General features: G+C 65.8%; 15 protein-coding genes, 1 tRNA gene and 1 pseudogene. 10 read left to right on the forward strand and 7 right to left on the reverse strand.

Annotated elements, in window-relative coordinates:
* The first annotated feature begins 51 nt into the window (after positions 1-51).
* The 7 genes from AC1DT7_RS20495 (at position 52) to AC1DT7_RS20525 (ending at position 7,600) form a co-directional block, all read left to right on the forward strand.
* Positions 52-1,260, forward strand: coding sequence for a hydrolase (locus AC1DT7_RS20495; RefSeq protein ID WP_478038035.1), 1,209 nt, complete (start codon positions 52-54; stop codon positions 1,258-1,260).
* Positions 1,257-2,273 (forward strand): arginine N-succinyltransferase, encoded by a 1,017-nt coding sequence (locus tag AC1DT7_RS20500; protein ID WP_478038036.1) that lies wholly within the window; start codon positions 1,257-1,259, stop codon positions 2,271-2,273. Before AC1DT7_RS20495 ends, AC1DT7_RS20500 begins: the two co-directional genes overlap by 4 nt.
* Positions 2,274-3,539, forward strand: a complete 1,266-nt coding sequence (locus tag AC1DT7_RS20505) for an N-succinylarginine dihydrolase (protein ID WP_478038037.1) — start codon at positions 2,274-2,276, stop codon at positions 3,537-3,539.
* Positions 3,540-3,615: 76 nt separating this feature from the next.
* Positions 3,616-3,834: a hypothetical protein gene (locus tag AC1DT7_RS20510; protein WP_478038038.1), complete on the forward strand. Its 219-nt coding sequence runs from the start codon at positions 3,616-3,618 to the stop codon at positions 3,832-3,834.
* A 66-nt stretch (positions 3,835-3,900) separates the two neighbouring features.
* Complete coding sequence (cysD, locus tag AC1DT7_RS20515) at positions 3,901-4,803, forward strand: sulfate adenylyltransferase subunit CysD (protein ID WP_478038039.1); 903 nt, start codon at positions 3,901-3,903, stop codon at positions 4,801-4,803.
* Positions 4,803-6,857 carry a sulfate adenylyltransferase subunit CysN gene (gene cysN / locus AC1DT7_RS20520; RefSeq protein WP_478038040.1) on the forward strand — a complete coding sequence of 685 codons (2,055 nt, stop codon included), beginning with the start codon at positions 4,803-4,805 and terminating at the stop codon, positions 6,855-6,857. Before cysD ends, cysN begins: the two co-directional genes overlap by 1 nt.
* Complete coding sequence (locus AC1DT7_RS20525) at positions 6,854-7,600, forward strand: 3'(2'),5'-bisphosphate nucleotidase CysQ (protein WP_478038041.1); 747 nt, start codon at positions 6,854-6,856, stop codon at positions 7,598-7,600. Before cysN ends, AC1DT7_RS20525 begins: the two co-directional genes overlap by 4 nt.
* On the opposite strand, the gene AC1DT7_RS20530 is transcribed toward AC1DT7_RS20525, so the two are convergent.
* From AC1DT7_RS20530 to kdpF, 6 genes are all read right to left on the reverse strand, one after another.
* Positions 7,597-9,639: a TonB-dependent receptor plug domain-containing protein gene (locus AC1DT7_RS20530; protein WP_478038042.1), complete on the reverse strand. Its 2,043-nt coding sequence runs from the start codon at positions 9,637-9,639 to the stop codon at positions 7,597-7,599. The genes AC1DT7_RS20525 and AC1DT7_RS20530 overlap by 4 nt on opposite strands.
* Positions 9,640-9,760: 121 nt before the next feature.
* Positions 9,761-10,450, reverse strand: coding sequence for a response regulator (locus AC1DT7_RS20535; protein ID WP_478038043.1), 690 nt, complete (start codon positions 10,448-10,450; stop codon positions 9,761-9,763).
* A 9-nt stretch (positions 10,451-10,459) separates the two neighbouring features.
* Positions 10,460-11,041, reverse strand: coding sequence for a potassium-transporting ATPase subunit KdpC (kdpC, locus tag AC1DT7_RS20540; protein ID WP_478038044.1), 582 nt, complete (start codon positions 11,039-11,041; stop codon positions 10,460-10,462).
* A gap of 131 nt (positions 11,042-11,172) precedes the next feature.
* Positions 11,173-13,203, reverse strand: coding sequence for a potassium-transporting ATPase subunit KdpB (gene kdpB / locus AC1DT7_RS20545; protein ID WP_478038045.1), 2,031 nt, complete (start codon positions 13,201-13,203; stop codon positions 11,173-11,175).
* Positions 13,204-13,358: 155 nt separating this feature from the next.
* Positions 13,359-15,062 carry a potassium-transporting ATPase subunit KdpA gene (kdpA, locus tag AC1DT7_RS20550; RefSeq protein ID WP_478038046.1) on the reverse strand — a complete coding sequence of 568 codons (1,704 nt, stop codon included), beginning with the start codon at positions 15,060-15,062 and terminating at the stop codon, positions 13,359-13,361.
* An 11-nt stretch (positions 15,063-15,073) separates the two neighbouring features.
* Positions 15,074-15,163, reverse strand: coding sequence for a K(+)-transporting ATPase subunit F (kdpF, locus tag AC1DT7_RS20555; RefSeq protein ID WP_272626678.1), 90 nt, complete (start codon positions 15,161-15,163; stop codon positions 15,074-15,076).
* Positions 15,164-15,435: 272 nt separating this feature from the next.
* Between kdpF and AC1DT7_RS20560 the strand changes: the two genes are divergently transcribed.
* Complete coding sequence (locus AC1DT7_RS20560) at positions 15,436-18,063, forward strand: DUF4118 domain-containing protein (RefSeq protein ID WP_478038047.1); 2,628 nt, start codon at positions 15,436-15,438, stop codon at positions 18,061-18,063.
* A gap of 50 nt (positions 18,064-18,113) precedes the next feature.
* On the opposite strand, the gene AC1DT7_RS20565 is transcribed toward AC1DT7_RS20560, so the two are convergent.
* Positions 18,114-18,190, reverse strand: a tRNA-Arg gene (locus AC1DT7_RS20565).
* A gap of 92 nt (positions 18,191-18,282) precedes the next feature.
* Here AC1DT7_RS20565 and AC1DT7_RS20570 point away from each other — a divergent pair.
* Both AC1DT7_RS20570 and AC1DT7_RS20575 read left to right on the forward strand, forming a co-directional pair.
* The gene (locus AC1DT7_RS20570; protein WP_478038048.1) at positions 18,283-18,783 is read left to right on the forward strand and encodes a hypothetical protein; all 501 of its coding nucleotides are present in this window, start codon (positions 18,283-18,285) and stop codon (positions 18,781-18,783) included.
* Positions 18,784-18,953: 170 nt separating this feature from the next.
* Positions 18,954-19,107 (forward strand): annotated as a pseudogene (locus AC1DT7_RS20575) (IS630 family transposase); the annotation flags it as partial.

A 19,107-nucleotide genomic window follows, 5' to 3' on the forward strand; every position in this document is an offset into this window, starting at 1 on the left:
AGGGTGGGACGCGCAGTTTCCGCGCACCTCGAATCCGGCTAACACGGCCTCATGACCGTTCTTTCCACCGTCGAACGAGACGCCATCGCCACCCTCGACAATGGCCATATGCTCGCCCAGGTGCAGGATTGGGCCTCGATCAACAGCGGCACCCGCAACATGGTCGGCATCGCCGCCATGGCCGCCAAGCTGGGTGATGCCTTCGCCGTGCTGCCCGGCCAGATCGGGTTCGTCGATCCGACTCCAGTGACCAGCGTCGGCGTCGACGGCACCGTTTCCGAACTCGCCCATGGCAGGCATTTCCACCTGACCGTACGCCCGGAAGCGCCGGTGCAGATGTTGTTCACCGGCCATATGGATACGGTCTATCCGGTCGATCATCCCTTCCAGGCGCTGAGCTTCCTCGAAGACAACACGCTCAACGGCCCCGGGGTCGCCGACATGAAGGGCGGCATCGCGACCATGCTCGCCGCGCTTCAGGCAGTCGAGGCGTCGCCGCTCGCCGCCCGCATCGGCTATGAGGTCGTGATCAATTCGGACGAGGAAACCGGCTCGGCCTCCTCGGCAGCGCTGCTCGCCCAGGCGGCGCGCGGCAAGGCGGCCGCCCTCACCTACGAACCCGCGCTTCCCGACGGCACCCTGGCCGGTGCCCGTGGTGGGACCGGCAATTTCTCGATCGTCGTCCACGGCAAGAGCGCCCATGCCGGCCGCAACCCGGACGATGGCCGCAACGCCATCGTCGCCGCGGCCGATATCGCGCTCCGGCTCAGCAAGGTCCGCGCCCCCGGCCTGGCGGTGAACCCAGCGCGCATCGAGGGCGGCGGGCCGAACAACGTCGTGCCCGACCTCGCCATCCTCCGAATCAATTTCCGCCCCGCCTCCCAGGAGGAAATCGCCCGTGCCCAGGCTGCGATCGATTCGGTGGTCGCCGCCGTGGCGGCAGAGCATGACGTGAGGATCCATGTGCATGGCGGCTTCAACCGCCCGCCCAAGCCGGTCGATCCGGGCGCGGCGAGGCTGTTCGAGCTGGTCAAGACCGCCGGCGCCGATCTCGGCCTCGCCATTTCCTGGCGGGCGACCGGCGGTGTGTGCGACGGCAACAATATCGCCGCCTGCGGCGTGCCGGTGGTCGACACGATGGGCCCGCGCGGCGGCCTGATCCATTCTCCCGACGAGTTCCTCATCGTCGACAGCCTGGCCGAGCGCGCGGCCCTCTCGGCACTGACCGTGCTGCGTATTGCCGAAAAGGGATCGCTATGAACTTCCGTATCCGTTCCGCACGCGACGAGGACCTTCAGCCGCTCTACGAGATGGCGAAGCTGACCGGCGGCGGGTTCACCAACCTTCCCGCCGATCGCACGGCGCTAAAGACCAAGCTCGCCCGCAGCCACGACGCCTTTGCCCGCACGGACGACACGCTGGCCGACGACCTGTTCGTACTGGTGCTGGAGAATGTCGACACCGGCGAGGTGCGCGGGACGTGCCAGATCTTCACGCAAGTCGGGCAGCGCTATCCCTTCTACAGCTACCGCATCGGCACCCTGACCCAGCACAGCGCCGAACTCGGCCGCACCTTCCGCGCCGACCAGCTCTCGCTCACCACCGATCTGGAAGGGTGCAGCGAGGTCGGCGGCCTGTTCCTTCACCCCGGCGAGCGTGCCGGCGGCCTGGGCATGCTGCTCGCCCGCAGCCGCTATCTGTTTATCGCCCGCCATCGCGCCCGCTTCGCCGACCGAATCCTCGCCGAGCTGCGCGGGATCATCGACGAGGCCGGCGGCTCGCCCTTCTGGGACGGCCTGGCCGGCCGCTTTTTCGGCATGAATTTCCAGGATGCCGACCAGTTCAATGCCGTCCGCGGCCACCAGTTCATCGCCGATCTTTTCCCCAAGCACCCGATCTACGTCGCGATGCTCTCCGAACACGCCCGCGCCACGATCGGCCTGCCCCACCCGTCCGGCCGGGCCGCGATGCGCATGCTGGAGAATGAGGGCTTCGCCTTCGAGAATTATGTCGACATCTTCGACGGTGGCCCGACCATGACCGCAAAGACCGACCAAGTCCGCACTATCCGTGAGGCACACTCGACCAGGGTTGCCGCGATCGACGATGACGGCGGCGACCCCGCGCTGATCGCCACCGGCCGGCTCGTCGATTTCCGCTGCGCCTATGGCCGCCTGCGCCCCAGCGGCGACGGCGTGGCGATCGACCGAACTTGTGCCGCTGCGCTCGCCGTGAACGAGGATGCCGAGATCAGCCATGTCGGACGCGCCTGAATGCTGACCGAAATCAACTTCGACGGCCTGATCGGCCCAAGCCACAATTATGCCGGGCTCAGCCCCGGCAATCTCGCCGCGACACGCAATGCCGGCAAGGTCGCGGCCCCGCGCCGCGCCGCGCTGGAGGGCATCGCCAAGATGCGCGCGAATCTGGCGTTCGGCCTCACCCAGGGTGTGTTTCTCCCCCTCGCTCGCCCGGACCATGCCTGGCTCGACGGCCTAGCCACCAGCTATGCCGAGGCAGCACCACATCTCCAGGCCCAGGCCCTGTCCGCCTCGGCCATGTGGGCCGCCAATGCGGCGACCGTTTCGCCCGCGCCCGACACCGCCGATGGACGCTGCCATCTCTCGGTCGCCAATCTCGTGACGATGCCGCACCGCAGCCATGAATGGCCCGGTACGCTCGCTCAGCTCAAGCTCGCCTTTGCCGACCCTCTCTTCGCGGTCCACGGCCCGGTGCCGGCGCCGTTCGGCGACGAGGGCGCGGCCAATCACATGCGGCTCTGCGCAGCCCATGGCCAGCCGGGCGTCGAAGTCTTCGTCTATGGCGTCTCGGGCGGCCCCTTCCCCGCGCGCCAGCATCGCGAGGCAAGCATGGCGGTCGCACGGCGGCATCGGCTCGATGCGGGCTACACGCTGTTCGTCGAACAGTCCGTGGAAGCGATCGCAGCCGGCGCCTTCCACAACGACGTGGTCGCCGTCGCCAACGAACGCGTGCTGTTCGCGCATGAACTGGCCTTTGCCGACAGGGAACGCTTCTACGCCGACCTGCGCGACATGCTGCCCGAGGTCGAGATCGTCGAGGTGCCCGCTTCTCGCGTCAGCCTGGCCGATGCGGTCTCCTCCTATCTGTTCAACGCCCAGCTCGTCACCCTGCCGGACTCGACCATGGCGCTGATCCTGCCCGAGGAAGCGCGCGAGAATGCCGCCGTCTGGACCTGGCTTCAGGAGATGGTCGCCGGCAACGGCCCGATCCGCCGGCTGGAGGTCGTCGATGTCCGCCAGTCGATGGCCAATGGCGGCGGCCCGGCCTGTCTCCGCCTGCGCGTGGTCGCCGATCCGGCGACGATCGACCCGCGTTTCCTGGTGGATGACGCCCGGCTCGACCTCATCGCGACTGTCGTCGAGCAATACTGGCCGGAACAGATCCCGCACGGCGCGATCGCGGATCCGGCGCTCATCGGCACCGTCGAACGCGCCCGCACCGCCCTGCTCGACGCCCTCGGGCTAACCGAGCTGATCGACCCGCGAGTGTCGGGTTAATTAACAATTAACCACGCTCGTTACGACCAGAACCGCGCAAATCCGCCATTGGCCCGGTCATTGCTTAACGAGTGACATGTGGACGAAATTCACACGCCTGTTCGTCATCAAGACCAAGTTCGAGGCGTTTGCCGTCATCTACGGTCTCGGCCTTGGCGCGGTTGAGCGCGGCGTCCACTATCTGCAGCAATATCCGGGCTATGGCGGCTGGCTGCTGTTCGCGGTCTGCCCGATCGCGGTGTTCATGGCGGGCGGACGCATCCTGGATTCGGTCGAGCGTTCCCGCTCGGAATGAACGAGCTTTTGCGGCCAACAGGATAAGTTGATCGCGCTCGGCGCTTACGTCACTATCTGGGCGAGAATGAATGTCGCTCTGACCCATCTCCAGCGTCTCGAAGCCGAGAGCATCCACATCATGCGCGAAGTGGTGGCCGAGGCTGAACGCCCGGTCATGCTCTATTCCGTGGGCAAGGATTCCGCGGTGATGCTTCACCTGGCGCGCAAGGCGTTCTTCCCGGCGCCACCGCCCTTCCCGCTGCTCCATGTCGATACGACCTGGAAGTTTCGCGCCATGTACGACCTGCGCGACCGTGCTGCCGCCAAGGCGGGCATGGAGCTGCTGGTCCATCGCAACCCCGAGGCGGAAGAACGCGGGATCAACCCGTTCGACCATGGCAGCCTCCACACCGACATGTGGAAGACCGAGGGGCTTAAGCAGGCGCTGGAGAAATACGGCTTCGACGCGGCCTTCGGCGGTGCCCGGCGCGACGAGGAGAAGTCTCGGGCGAAGGAACGCATCTTCAGCTTCCGCTCGGCCCGCCAGCGCTGGGACCCGAAGAACCAGCGCCCGGAATTGTGGAAGCTCTACAACGCCCGCAAGAGCCGCGGCGAGAGCATGCGGGTCTTTCCCATCTCCAACTGGACCGAGCTCGACATCTGGCAATATATCCTTGCGGAGGGCATCGAGATCGTGCCGCTCTATCTCGCCGCCCCGCGCCCCACGGTGGAGCGCGACGGCCTGTTGCTGATGGTCGATGACGATCGTTTCCGGCTGAACCCGGGCGAGATTCCGGTCGAACGCTCGATCCGGTTCCGCACGCTCGGCTGCTACCCGCTGACCGGCGCGGTGGAGAGCGAGGCGGCGACCCTGTCCGAAGTGATTCAGGAAATGCTGCTGACCACTACCAGCGAACGCCAGGGCCGCGCGATCGACCACGATCAGACCGCGAGCATGGAAAAGAAGAAAGCGGAGGGGTATTTTTGATGGCGAACGCTGCACCTTCTGCTTCTTCCCCCCTCCCGCTTGCGGGAGGGGCCGGGGGTGGGCTCCCGCTCACCGCACCCACAACGCTTGCGGACAGCGCGAGCCCACCCCTCAATCCCCTCCCGCAAGCGGGAGGGGAGGCAAGTAGTTATGAGGCCGACTCCCTCATCGCCTCGGACATCGACGCCTATCTGACCCTCCACCAGAACAAATCGCTGCTCCGCTTCATCACCTGCGGCTCGGTGGACGACGGCAAGTCCACCCTGATCGGCCGGCTGCTCTACGATTCGAAGATGATCTTCGAGGATCAGCTCGCCGCGCTCGAAGCAGACAGCAAGCGCGTCGGCACCCAGGGCCAGAACATCGACTTCGCCCTGCTGGTCGACGGCCTTGCCGCCGAGCGCGAACAGGGCATCACGATCGACGTCGCCTATCGCTTTTTCGCCACCGAGAAGCGCAAGTTCATCGTCGCCGACACGCCCGGGCATGAGCAATATACCCGCAACATGGTCACCGGCGCCTCGACCGCCGACCTTGCCGCGATCCTGATCGACGCGCGCAAGGGCGTGCTGACCCAGACGCGGCGCCATTCCTATCTCGTCAACCTGCTCGGCATCCGGCACATCGTGCTCGCGGTGAACAAGATGGACCTGGTCGGCTATGATCAGGCGGCCTTCGACGCGATCGTCGACGATTACCGGACCTTCGCCGACTCGATCGGGATCGAAAGCTTTACGGCCATCCCGATTTCCGGCCTCGCGGGCGACAATATCGCCTCGCGATCGGACGCGATGGACTGGTATTCGGGCCCGTCGCTGATCGAGCATCTCGAAACGGTGCCGCTCGGGGCCGACGCGGCGCAGGACCGCCCGTTCCGCCTGCCAGTGCAGTGGGTCAATCGTCCGGATCTCGACTTCCGCGGCTTTGCCGGCATGATCGCCTCGGGCACCATCCGTCCCGGCGATCCCGTTCGTATCCTGCCCTCGGGCAAGACCAGCAAGGTCGCGCGGATCGTCACCATGGACGGCGATCTCGACCAGGCGGTAGCGGGACAATCCGTCACGCTGACCCTTGCCGACGAGGTTGATTGTTCTCGCGGCGACGTGATCGCCACCGCGTCGTCTCCACCCGAGGTGGCCGACCAGTTCAAGGCAACGATCGTCTGGATGGCCGAGGAGCAGTTACTGCCCGGCCGCACCTATTGGATGAAGATCGGCACGCAGACGGTCGGCGCGACGGTCCAGCCGCCCGAATATGCAGTCGACGTCAACACCTTGGCCGAGCTGTCGGTGAAGACCCTCGGACTGAACGATATCGGTGTCGCCCAGCTTTACACCGACCGGCCGATCGTCTTCGAGGCATTCGAAGAGGGCGCCGATCTCGGCGGCTTCATCCTTATCGACCGGGCGACCAACGCCACGGTCGCGGCAGGCATGCTCACCTATTCGCTCCGCCGGGCACAGAACGTCCATTGGCAGGCGATCGACGTGACGCGTGAGGCGCATGCGGCGCAAAAGGGCCAGAACCCGAAGGTGCTGTGGTTCACCGGCCTGTCGGGCTCGGGCAAGTCGACCATCGCCAACCTGGTCGAGAAGAAGCTGCATGCGCAGGGCCGCCACAGCTTCCTGCTCGATGGTGACAATATCCGCCACGGACTGAACAAGGATCTCGGCTTCACCGATGCCGACCGGGTCGAGAATGTCCGCCGCATCGGCGAGGTCGCCAAGCTGATGGCCGATGCCGGACTGATCGTGCTGACGGCGTTCATCTCCCCGTTCCGTGCCGAGCGCGAGTTGGTGCGGTCGATGCTGCCGGCCGGCGAGTTCGTCGAGATCTTCGTCGACACACCGCTCGCCGAGGCGGAGAAGCGGGACGTGAAGGGCCTCTACGCCAAGGCGCGTAACGGAGAGATCGCCAACTTCACCGGCATCTCCAGCCCCTATGAAGTACCGGAGCGCCCCGAGGTCCGGGTCGATACCACGCGGGAAACGCCGGAAGCGGCTGCCGAGCGGATCGTCGAGCATATTCTGGGTGTATGGAGTCCCGACCTTTGACCCTTTCGCCCGAAACCGATGCCGAGGTTGCCCGTTCCGTGGCGCTCGAGGCAGCTGCTTTGCTGCGTGACCTCTGCGCATCCGGCAATTGCCCCGACGAAGATCTGAAGCGCCGCGGCGATGCCGAGACCAACACGCTGATCCTCGATCGCCTTCGGGCGGCCCGGCCCGACGATTTCATCCTGTCGGAAGAGGCGGCTGACGACCGCAGCCGCTGCTCGGCAAGCCGGGTCTGGATCGTCGACCCGCTCGATGGCACGCGCGAATTCGGCGAGCGGCGTGAAGACTGGGCGGTTCATATCGGGCTCGCGATCGACGGTGTTCCGAAGACGGGCGCGGTGGCCCTCCCCGCCACGCATCAGGTCTTCGTGACCGACGACGCGCCGCCCAACTTTCCGCCGCTTCCGGAACGCCCCCGCATGGTGGTCAGCCGGACGCGCATGCACGAGATCGTCCGCAGCGTCGCCGAAGTCCTTGGTGCCGAGCTGGTGCCGATGGGATCGGCCGGGGCCAAGGCGATGGCCGTGGTCGAGGGCCGGGCGGAAATCTACCTTCATGCCGGCGGGCAATATGAATGGGACAATTGCGCGCCGGTCGCGGTGGCCCGGGCGGCGGGGCTTCATACCTCACGCATTGATGGCAGCCCGCTCGTCTACAATTGCGCCGACACTCTGCTCCCCGACCTGCTGATCTGCCGGCCGGAATATGCCGAAGCGGTATTGGCGGCGGTCGCCGCCGCCTAACCGTTCACCTTGAAGCCGATCCACAGGGTGCGCGGCGTTCCGAGGTCCATCGATCCACCGGCGTTCCGCGTGACGATCGTTTCGTCGAACAGGTTCTCGGCCCGTGCGATGAGGGTGAAATGCTTGCCGATCGGCAGGCGCGCAACCGTGTCGACGGTCGTTGCCGCGGGCAGGACTCCCGTCTGCAGATCATCCTCATATTGCAGGCCCACATAACGCAGGGTCGCGGAGAAGGATGGCCCCGTTCTGGGTTCCCAGGCGAGCGTCGCGCTCGCCGCGTGGCGCGGGCTCTGCGCCGGGACAAGCCCATCCAGAGTCGTGCCGGGCGCGCGGACATGGCTGTCACTGAACGCATAGGAACCGTCGAGCGAAACTGCGCCATGCTTTACCCCCGCGGTCACCTCGATCCCCTTGGCGACGATCGCGTTGACGTTCTGGCGCTGACGCGTGTTGAGGGCGGTGGTTACATTGGCGATTGCGTCATCGAGCCGATTGTAAAAGCCGGTGATACCTAGGGACACGCCGGGCGCAGGTGTCAGGTCGACGCCACCTTCGAAGCCCTTCAGCTTTTCAGGCTTCAGATTCTCGTTCGCCAGCGTGTTGATCGGAAAAACCGTGAAGGGCCGGTACAACTCGTTCAGCGTCGGCAAGCGGAAACCGGTATAGCCCGCAGCACGAAGCGCGATGGCGTTGGTCGCGTGGAACAATGCCCCGACCCGGCCAGTGCCCTCGAATCCGTCGCGATCGGGAAAGACATTGTTGCGGTTATACAGGCCGCTGGGGGCAAGATCGCGGTAGAAGCCGTTGGTGATCGTCCAGCGGTCGCCGCGCACACCGCCGGTCAGCACGAGCTTGCCGATCGTCCAGTCGTCCTCGACGAACGCACCGATCGTGCTGCTGTTGCCGCCCGCGTTGCGGCGGGCCGTTACCGCCCCACTCGCGGCATAGGCGTCCTCGTACAGCTCACCGTCTGCAAGACGGGCATCGACGCCGATCCGTAGCACATGGTCGGCACCGACCGGGGGCCGAACCTCGATCTTGCCGCCGAGCCCCGTGGAGGGCGTGTTGCGCTGGTCGAGCGTGAGCTTGAAGCTGGTCGCGCTGATCACCTTGTTGGTGAAGTTGCGCGCCTGGATATAGGCCAGCGCGTCGATCTTCCAGTCGCCGCGATGGATCAGGCGAATGCTGGCATCCTGCCCTTCGGAGCTGCTGTCCGCTCCCTGGAAACGCAATGTGCGATTGTCGCGGAAGATGAGGCCCCGCGCCTGAATCTCGGTCTCGGCGTCGATCGGCACGACCGCACGGGCACCGCCGGACCAATCCTGGAACCGAGCCCGTGAATCCGCCGGGGTGCGCTGCGATACGGGCGCCGTACGATAGCCATCGCTGCGTTCCCATTTCCCCGATAGCGAGACGAAGCCATCGCCCAGATCGGGGCTGAACGATCCGCTCACATTCTGCGAATCATAACTGCCGTAAAAGGCGCTGCCCGAATAAAGCGGCAAATCCGCCCGCGTAGCGCTGGCCAGTTCGATCGTCCCGGCGACCGCGCCCGCACCAAACGCCCCCGCGCCGCCACCTCGCGTGATCCGCACGCCCGATAAGCGATCGCCTACCAATGCATTGAACGGGATGTAACCGAAGAACGGATCGGCCAGCGGCACCCCGTCGAGCAGCACCAGCGCTCGGCTCGACGCATTACCGCCAAGCGCCCGCAACGTTACCCCTTGCGCTGACGGATTGGCCGACCGGCTGTCCGACCGCCGAAATTGCTGCAGGCCGGCGACATCGGCCAGCACGTTCTCGACCCGGCCCGATGCGTCGCCGGTCAGGCGGTCGCGGTCGATGACCACCGATCCGTAAGCGGGCGTACCAGGCGGCAGCGGCAGGTCCGAACCCAGCACCACGATATCCGCAGGGTTGGCCGCGTCCGGCGCAGCGTCCTGCGCGAAGACATGGGTGGGGAGCAGCAGGGCGACGAGGGGAAGAGCAAAGAAACGACGCACCAGCAGAATCCTCGTCCGAGAGCTTGGCGACATCCTATATGATTCGGCGCCATTACCGCCGAACTAGTGGTATTCGGCCATGCGCGCTACATCATCGGCAGCCTTTGGGCGCGCAATGTCATCGATTTGCGCAAAAGCGGTAATGAGACCGCGATTATACCGCTCCGGTCAGCCGATACCCCACGCCGATCTCGTTGCGGATGATGGTCGGCCGCGCCGGATCTGGCTCGAGCTTCTGCCGCAGGTTGCGCACGACGATGCGGAGATATTCAACCCGGTTTTCGTGCGCCGGTCCCCAGACGTCACGCAGCAATTGGGTATGGCCGACAATGCGATCGGGCCGCCGGGCGAGTTCGGCCAGCACGCCATATTCCTTGGGTGAAAGATGAACCTCCTCGCCGGCGCGCAGCACGCGGCGGGTGTCGAGGTCGATCGTCACTTCGCCGATCGTCACCACCGGCTGCGCCGTCTGGTCGGCGAGCCGGTGGCGGAGCGCCGTACGAATCCGGGCGAGCAGTTCCTCGGTATCGAACGGCTTGGTCAGATAATCGTCGGCACCCAGGTCGAGGGCGGCGACTTTCTCTGCGGTATCGTCACGCGCCGAGACGACGATCAGTGTCGCGCCACGCGCCTTGATGAGCTGGATGAGCTCTAGCCCGTCACGGTCGGGCAGGCCAAGATCGAGCAGCACGACATCGGGCTTGTCGATGTCGAGCAGCGACAGCCCTTCCCGGGCCGTCGCTGCTTCGCCCGCCTTGTAGCCGGCGCGTTCGGCCGCGACGCGCAGCAACCGGCGGATGTGCGCGTCGTCTTCGACGATCAGGACCTTCGCGGCGATCGGCATGTCCCCTTGTTAGGACTGCTTGCCGGCGTGGTCGAGCGCCCGATTGAGCCCCAGCACGTTCACACGCGGCTCACCGAGGAAACCAAGCAGCGGATGCTCGGTCTGCGCGGTCACCAGCGAGCGCACCGCATCGGGTGTGAGGCCCCGCGCTTTGGCAACGCGGCTCACTTGATAAAAAGCCGCCTCGGGGCTGATATGGGGATCGAGCCCCGAGGCGGAGGACGTCACCAGATCGGAGGGGACCATAGAATCCGGTGAAGGGGGGTTGGCAGCGACATCGGCCTTCACGCGGTCAGCGAGGGCCTGGGATGCCGGACCCAGATTGGAGCCGGACGAAGCACTGGCGTCATAGCCCTTGCCCGCGGCGGAAGGCCGGCCATGAAAGTAGCGCTCGCCGGTAAAGGCTTGGCCGATCAGCTCGGAGCCGATGACCTTGCCATTCTCGGTGATCAGGCTGCCATTGGCCTGGGAAGGAAACAGCGCCTGGCCGACGCCGGTCAACGCGAGCGGGTAAGCGAGCCCGAGCAGGAGCGCATAACCAACGGTTAGCGCGAAGGCGGGCCGGAGAGCGGATTTCAGGTCGGTGAGCATCATAAGCTCCTTATTGTTCCCCGGCGAAGGCCGGGGCCCAGTTGGGGGACGGATGGAAACGAGTGCTGCGGGTCATCATTGGGGTTCTCCCAACTGGGCCCCGGCCTTCGCCGGGGAAGCAGTCTGGAAGGTCAGGCCAGCCCCATCCCCGTCACGGCCAGATCGATCAGCTTGATCCCGACAAACGGGGCAAGCAGTCCGCCAAGGCCGTAGACGGCAAGGTTGCGGGCAAGCAGCGGTCCGGCCGGCATCGGGCGATAGGTCACGCCCTTCAGCGCAAGCGGCACGAGCAGCGGGATGATCAGCGCGTTGAAGATGATCGCCGACAGGATCGCCGACTGCGGCGTCGCCAGCCCCATCACGTTGAGCACGCCAAGCCCCGGATAGAGCGCGACGAACATCGCCGGGATGATCGCGAAGTACTTCGCCACATCGTTCGCAACCGAGAAGGTGGTCAGCGCACCGCGAGTCATCAGCAGCTGCTTGCCGAGGCCGACGACCTCGATCAGCTTGGTCGGATCACTGTCGAGATCGACCATGTTGCCGGCTTCGCGCGCGGCTTGCGTGCCGGTGTTCATCGCCACGCCGACATCGGCCTGGGCCAGTGCCGGAGCGTCGTTGGTGCCGTCACCGCACATCGCGACCAGCCGTCCGCCTTGCTGTTCCTTCCGGATCAGAGCGAGCTTGTCCTCGGGCGTCGCCTCGGCGAGGAAGTCGTCGACGCCCGCCTCGGCGGCGATGGCGGCGGCGGTCAGCGGGTTGTCGCCGGTGATCATCACCGTGCGGATGCCCATCTGACGCAGTTCCCCGAAGCGTTCGCGGATGCCTGCCTTGACCACGTCCTTCAGCGCGATCGCGCCGAGCAGCCTGCCGTCGCGCGACACGGCGAGCGGGGTCGCGCCGGAGCGCGCGATCTCCTCGGTCACGCGGCGAAGCTCGACCGCGACCGGGCTGTCGCCGAGACCCGGATCGGCCCGCAGGATCGCATCTACCGCGCCTTTGCGGATCGTGCTGCCGCCGGTGATGATGCCCGATACGCGGGTCTGGGCGGTGAAGGGAATGATCTCGGCATCGTCCGGCATGGCGCGGGTCGGGATGGCGTGACGCTCGCGGGCCAGCACGACGATCGAACGACCCTCGGGCGTCTCGTCGGCAAGGCTCGCCAGCGACGCTGCGCTCGCCAGCGTGTCGATATCGATCCCGCCAACCGGATGGAACTGGCTCGCCTGGCGGTCGCCGATGGTGATCGTGCCGGTCTTGTCGAGCAGCAGCACGTCGATGTCGCCGGCTGCCTCGACCGCACGACCCGATTTGGCGAGGACGTTGAACCGCACCAGCCGGTCCATGCCGGCGATACCGATCGCCGACAGCAGGGCGGCAATGGTCGTGGGGATCAGCGTGATCAGCAGCGCCGCGAGAATCGCCACCGGCACGTCGCCGCCAGCATACATCGCGAAGCCCGGAATGGTCGCGACCGCAATCAGGAAGATGATTGTCAGGCCGACGAGAAGGATGGTCAGCGCGATCTCGTTCGGCGTCTTCTGCCGCTCGGCGCCCTCGACCAGCGCGATCATGCGATCGAGGAAGCCACGCCCCGGCTCCTGTGTGATGCGGACCTTGATCCGGTCGGAGATGACGCGCGTACCTGCAGTGACGGCCGAGCGGTCCCCGCCCGCCTCGCGGATCACCGGCGCACTTTCGCCGGTGATCGCCGCTTCGTTGACCGAGGCCACGCCCTCGACGACTTCGCCGTCGGCCGGGATAAGGTCGCCCGTCTCGACCAGGACGAGGTCTCCCTTTTCGAGCTGGGTGGCGAAGGCGATCTCATAGGTCTCGCCGACGCCGAGCAGGCGCTTGGCCTTCAGGTCGGCCTTGGTCGCGCGGAGCGAGGCGGCCTGCGCCCTGCCCCGTCCCTCGGCCAGCGCCTCGGCGAAGGTGCCGAACAGCACGGTCAGCCACAGCCAGACGATGAGCTGGATCTGGAAGCCGAAGCTGAGATTCTCGCCACCGATGATCAGCAGAACGGTGAGCAGGGTCGCCACGACGGCGGTGGTGAACATCACCGGATTCTTGATCAGCTGGCGCGGATCGAGCTTCCGGAACGAGTCGCCGATCGCGGGAACGACCAGGCTCGCGTTGAAGATGGAGGTTGGTGCGGACATGGATCAGTCCCGATCGATGATGAAGGAAAGGCGGATGCCGAAATCTCTGCCGTCACCCCGGACTTGTTCCGGGGTCCATCGCGCCTCAGGCGCTGCGGCGCGGGAGGAGGAATGGATGCCGGAACAAGTCCGGCATGACGGTTGGAAAAGCGCGCTCATGAGAGGTGACCGCCGATCATCGCGAGATGGTCCGCGATGGGTCCCAAGGCGAGCGATGGCAGGAACGTCAGGCCGCCCATGATCACGATGACGCCGATGAGCAGCCCCACCCAGAGCGGTCCGGTCGTCGGGAACGAGCCCGAGGACGGCGGCGTGTACTTCTTGGCCGCGAGGCTGCCGGCGATCGCCAGCATCGGCACGATCATGAAGAACCTCCCGCCCCACATGCAGATACCCAGCAGCGCGTTGTAGAAGGGCGTACCCGCCGTCAGGCCGGCAAAGGCGGACCCGTTGTTCGCGACGGCCGAGCTGAACGCGTAGAGGATTTCCGAAAAGCCATGTGGGCCCTTGTTGAGCGGCCCGGCCAGTCCGGCAGGCAGCACCGAGGCGATCATCGTGCCGCCCAGGATCAGCAACGGCAGGACAGCGATGGCCAGCACGGCGAACTTCACCTCGCGGCCCTCGATTTTCTTGCCGACATATTCGGGGGTACGACCGACCATCAGCCCGGCGACGAACACGGCGAGGATGGCGAAGAGCAGGAAGCCGTAGATGCCAGCACCGACGCCGCCGACGACGATTTCGCCAAGCTCCATGTTGATCATCGGGATCATGCCGCCGAGCGCGGTGAAGCTGTCATGCATCGCGTTGACCGCGCCGCAGGATGCTGCCGTGGTAACGCTGGCGAACAGGGCCGAGGCGGCGATGCCGAAGCGGACCTCCTTGCCCTCCATATTGCCGCCGGCGACATGGAGTTGGTGCAGCACGGGGTTGCCCGCCGCTTCCTGCCAATAGGCGACGCTGGTACCGGCGACGAAGATGATCAGCATCGCGGCCAGGATCGCCCAGCCCTGGCGGGTGTTGCCGACCGCCTTGCCGAAGGTCCAGGTGAGTCCGACACCGATCAGGAAGATCGAGAGCATCTGGATGAGGTTGGTCATCGCCGTCGGGTTCTCGAACGGATGCGCGCTGTTGGCGTTGAAGAAGCCGCCGCCATTGGTGCCGAGCATCTTGATCGCTTCCTGCGAAGCGACCGGGCCGAGCGCGATGGTCTGCTTAACGCCTTCAAGCGTGGTCGCGTCGATCGATTGGGCGAAGGTCTGGGGAACGCCGCTCCAGATGAGATAGACGGCATAGACGATCGAGATCGGGAGCAGCAGATAGAGGGTGACGCGCGTCAGGTCGGCCCAGAAATTGCCGATCGACTTCGCTTCGCGCCGCGCAAAGCCGCGGAACAGGGCGAAGGCGAGCGCGATGCCGGTCGCAGCGCTCAGGAAATTGTGAATCACCAGGCCGAACATCTGACTGAAGTTCGAGAGAGCGACCTCTCCCGAATACCATTGCCAGTTGGTGTTGGTGGTGAAGCTGATCGCGGTGTTCCACGCACCATCGGGCGCGATGCCCGCATAGCCGCGCGGGTTCATCGGCAGCAGATCCTGGAAACGCAGGACAAAATAGGTGAGCAGCAGGAGCGCGAGGTTGAACGCGAGCATGTGCACCGCGTAGCGGCGCCAGCTCTGCTCGGCGTTCGGGTCGATGCCTCCGAGCTTGTAGAAGCCCTTCTCCACCGGTCCCAAGACGTAATGAAGCGGCGTGCGACGGCCCTCGTACAGCGCGAACAGCCACATGCCCATTGGCTTGGCCAGCGCGACGAGGATGATGACGAAGAGGGCGATCAGCCCCCAGCCCTGAAGGTTCATGGCGATACCGATCAGAATCGCTCGGGCCGCAGGAGCACGGCCACGAGGTAAAGGAGGAGAGCGGCAGCGGTGATCGCCGCCAGGGTGAGATGCAGCGTCATGGCCTCACGCCTCGTCGCACAGGCGGATATAGGCGAGCGTCAACGCGAACAGCCCGGCGAGCGCGCCGAGCCACAGGATATCGGTCATGGGGCTGTGCCTCCGATCGGCCGGCGCGGAGTGGCCGGGTCGGAAGCGCAGATAGGCGTGCCGGGCGTTAAGGTGCGACGGCGAATGCGCGCGAACCGCGTTAAGTTCGCATATAGATTGCCGCGCAGGCGTAGCGTTTCGCGATGGCCGCCCTCATAGTCGGCTGACACAGACGGAGACCGGTTTGACCGACAAACGCCCCTCCCCCGATGCCCTGCTCCGCGCCGCGGAGCGTGAGGCGCGCGGGCAGTTCAAGATATTCCTTGGCGCCGCCCCCGGCGTCGGCAAGACCTATGAGATGCTGAGCGAGGGCGCGGCTCGTTTGCGCTCCGGTACCGATGTGATCGTCGGCGTGGTCGAAACCCATGGCCGTGCCGAGACCGAGGCGCTGGTGGAGCCGTTCGAGGTCATTCCCCGCCGCACGATCGGCTATCGCGGCCAGCCCCTGACCGAGATGGATCTCGACGCGATCCTCGCGCGCCGCCCCGCGCTGGTGCTGGTCGACGAGCTCGCCCACAGCAATGTCGAGGGCAGCCGCCATCCCAAGCGCTGGCAGGACATCCAGGAACTGCTCGATGCCGGTATTGACGTCTTCTCGACGCTCAATATCCAGCATGTCGAAAGCCTCAACGACGTCGTCGCCAGCTTCACCCGGGTGCGGGTGCGCGAGACCGTGCCGGACAGCGTTCTCGAAAATGCCGAGATCGAGGTCGTCGACATCCCGCCCGACGAACTGATCGAGCGGCTGAAAGACGGCAAGGTCTATATCCCGGCCGAGGCGACACGGGCGCTCGGCCACTTCTTCTCCAAGGCAAACCTCTCGGCCCTCCGCGAGATGGCGCTGCGTCGCGCGGCGATGAGCGTCGACCGGCAGATGCTCGAACATCTCGACGCAAGCGCCCTGCCCGGTGCCTTCGCGGCCGGCGAGCGGGTGCTGGTGGCCGTCAGCGAGCTCCCCGGGGCCGAGGCGCTCGTACGCACCACCAAGCGGCTGGCCGACGCGCTGCGGGCGCCTTGGACGGCCGTCTATATCGAGACGCCCCGTGCGGAGAATTTCGGCACCGAGGAAAAGGCCCGCATCGCCGCTACTCTGCGCCTCGCCGCAAGCCTCGGCGCGACCATCGCGACGGTGCCGGCGGAGAGCGTGATCGACGGCCTGCGCGCCCAGGTGGACGGCATGCGCGCCACCCAGCTCGTCATCGGTAAGTCACGGCGAAGCTGGTGGTTCGAGCTGCGCCACGGCTCGGTCGTCGAAAAACTGCTACGCAACGTCGAGGGGCTGGCGATCCACGTCATCCCGGCGGATGCCTCAACTCCAACACGGACAAGCGGCCCCGTATTCCGGTGGGACGCCCGGCCGATGGTCTACGCGATGGTCGTCGGGTTCGTCGCCGCAACGACCCTGCTCGCCAAGCTGGTCGAACCCTGGATCGGCGTCGGCGCCATTGACCTGATCTATCTTCTGCCGGTGGTCGCATCCGCCAGCCGTTACGGGCTCAGGCCGGGGCTGGCGGCCGGCGTGATCGCGGCGCTCGCCTTCAACTTCTTCTTCCTGCCCCCGCTTTACTCCTTCACCATCACCGACCCGCAGAGCGTTCTGACCGTGATGGTGCTGATCGGCATAGCGGCCTTCACCAGCCGGCTGACCGGGGGCATGCGATCGCGCGCGGCGATCGGCGTACGCAGCGCCCATGAGAACGCCGCGCTCGCCGCCTTTGCGCAGGCGCTGACCCGCGTATCGGACGCTCAGTCGACCGCGGATACCGTCTGCATCGAAGTCTCACGTCTGCTCGATGTGAATGCCGTGCTGCTGGCCGTACGCAACGGCCAGCCGGAAATTGTCGCGGCCGCCCCCCCGGCCAGCGAGCTGACCCCGATCGACGTCGCCGCAGCCGACTGGGCCTTCAAGCGTGGCGAGACAGCGGGATATGGCACGGTCACGCTCAATGCCTCTGATTGGCAATTCCACCCGCTCAAGACCTCGATGGGTGTGTTGGCGGTGCTCGGCGTCGCGCGGAACGACGGTAGCGATCCGGTGCCCTCCGACCGGGCGGTCCTCCTGTCCACCCTGGTCGGCCAGGCATCGCTCGCACATGAGCGGCTTCGCCTCGACGACGAGATGCGCGAATTGTCAGTGCTGAAAGAACGCGACCGGCTGCGCGCCGCCCTACTCTCCTCGATCGGCCATGATCTGCGCACGCCATTGACCGCCGTGACGACCGCGATCGAGAGCGTATCGGCCGAACATCCCGATTCGGCGGCGATCCCCGTCGCCCGAGCCGAAATGCAACGCCTGCGCCGCTTCCTCGACAATCTCCTCGACATGGTCAGGCTAGATACCGGCGCGCTCAAGCTCTCGATCGAGCCGACCGACCTGACCGACGCCGTCAGCGTCGCGATCCACGACCTGAAGGACCTGCTGCGTGGCAAGCATATCGACTTCCAGGTTCCAGCCAACCTGCCGCTGGTCCAGGCGGATGCGACACTGCTGCATCACATCCTGATCAACCTGCTGGTCAATTCGGCGCAGCATGGGCGCACGACTGGCTCGATCACCATCGAGGGCAGGCGCACCGCCGATTCGGTGACCATCGCGATTCGCGACGACGGGCCGGGTCTGCCGGCGCCTGACAGGGATCTGTTCCAGGTCTTCACGCGCGGGGCGGGCAGCGACCGTGAGGGCGGCAGCGGGCTTGGCCTCGCCATCGTGAAAGGATTCGCCGATGCGATGCAGATAGGCGTCAAAGCCGGCAATCAGGTCGAAGGCGGGGCTGTGTTCACGCTCGAGTTCAAGCGGCTAAGCCCGGCATAACCCCTGAAAAACAAACCCCCGCCAAGTCATTTGACTGTGGCGGGGGATGTTGGCGCGCCCGGAACGATTCGAACGTCCGACCCTCAGATTCGTAGTCTGATGCTCTATCCAGCTGAGCTACGGGCGCTTGGGAAGTGGGCACATAGATGCGTCTTTCGCGGGGCGCAAGAGCGTTGCGTGCGTTGCGCCGCTCTTATTTGCCGCATAGAGCGAAAGGGCATGAAACGCGCCCTTCCCTTTACCTGTCTGGCCCTCCTTTGCAGCTGTGCCGAGCAGACGACCACCCGCTATCCCTCGCTGCTGCCCCGGCCGAACGAGGCAACCAGCATCGCAGAACCCGAATCACCTCCACCGCCGGCGGCGGAGGACGACCCGGCGCTGGATGCGAAACTCGTCACGCTGAAGGCTACGCTGAACGAATCGGCCACAGCCTTCGCCCCGGCCGCAGAGCGCGCCGAGCGTGCCGCTGCGGCAGCCAGGGGCATGCCCGCGGGCAGCGAAGGCTGGATCACCGCCCAGTCGGCGTTGGCTGAGTTGGACGGCTATCGCGCCACAACCTCCGCCGCACTGACCGATATCGAGGACATCGCGATCGGACGCGCGGCCGCAGGCCAGCCCGACTATCCGGGGATCGAAGCGTTGCGCACGGAGGCCAATGCACAGGTCAAAACTCAGTCGGAGCGAATCGGGGCCATTCAGGCGACCTTGCCGGAGGCCTGATCCGCCTCAGGGCGTCGCGAATCGCAAATACGTCTTCGAGCAGCTCGGCACGCTGCGATTCGATCGGCCCGAAACCTAGAGCGGGATGACATTTGACTGATTCAAATGGGATTCCCTTTGGTCTGATTTTCTGATTCAAGATGCTGGCTGGAGATCGGAGGCCAGCTAGCATGGCCAAGCCCTATTCGATGGACCTGCGCGAGCGGGTTGTAGCGGCGGTGATGGAGGAGAGCATGTCCTGCCATGCGGCGGCGGCACGCTTTGGCGTAGCGGCGAGCTCGGCGATCAAATGGGTACGGCGTGTGCGTGAGACGGGTAGCGCAG

The organism is Sphingomonas sp. P3_C6 (assembly GCF_056402595.1).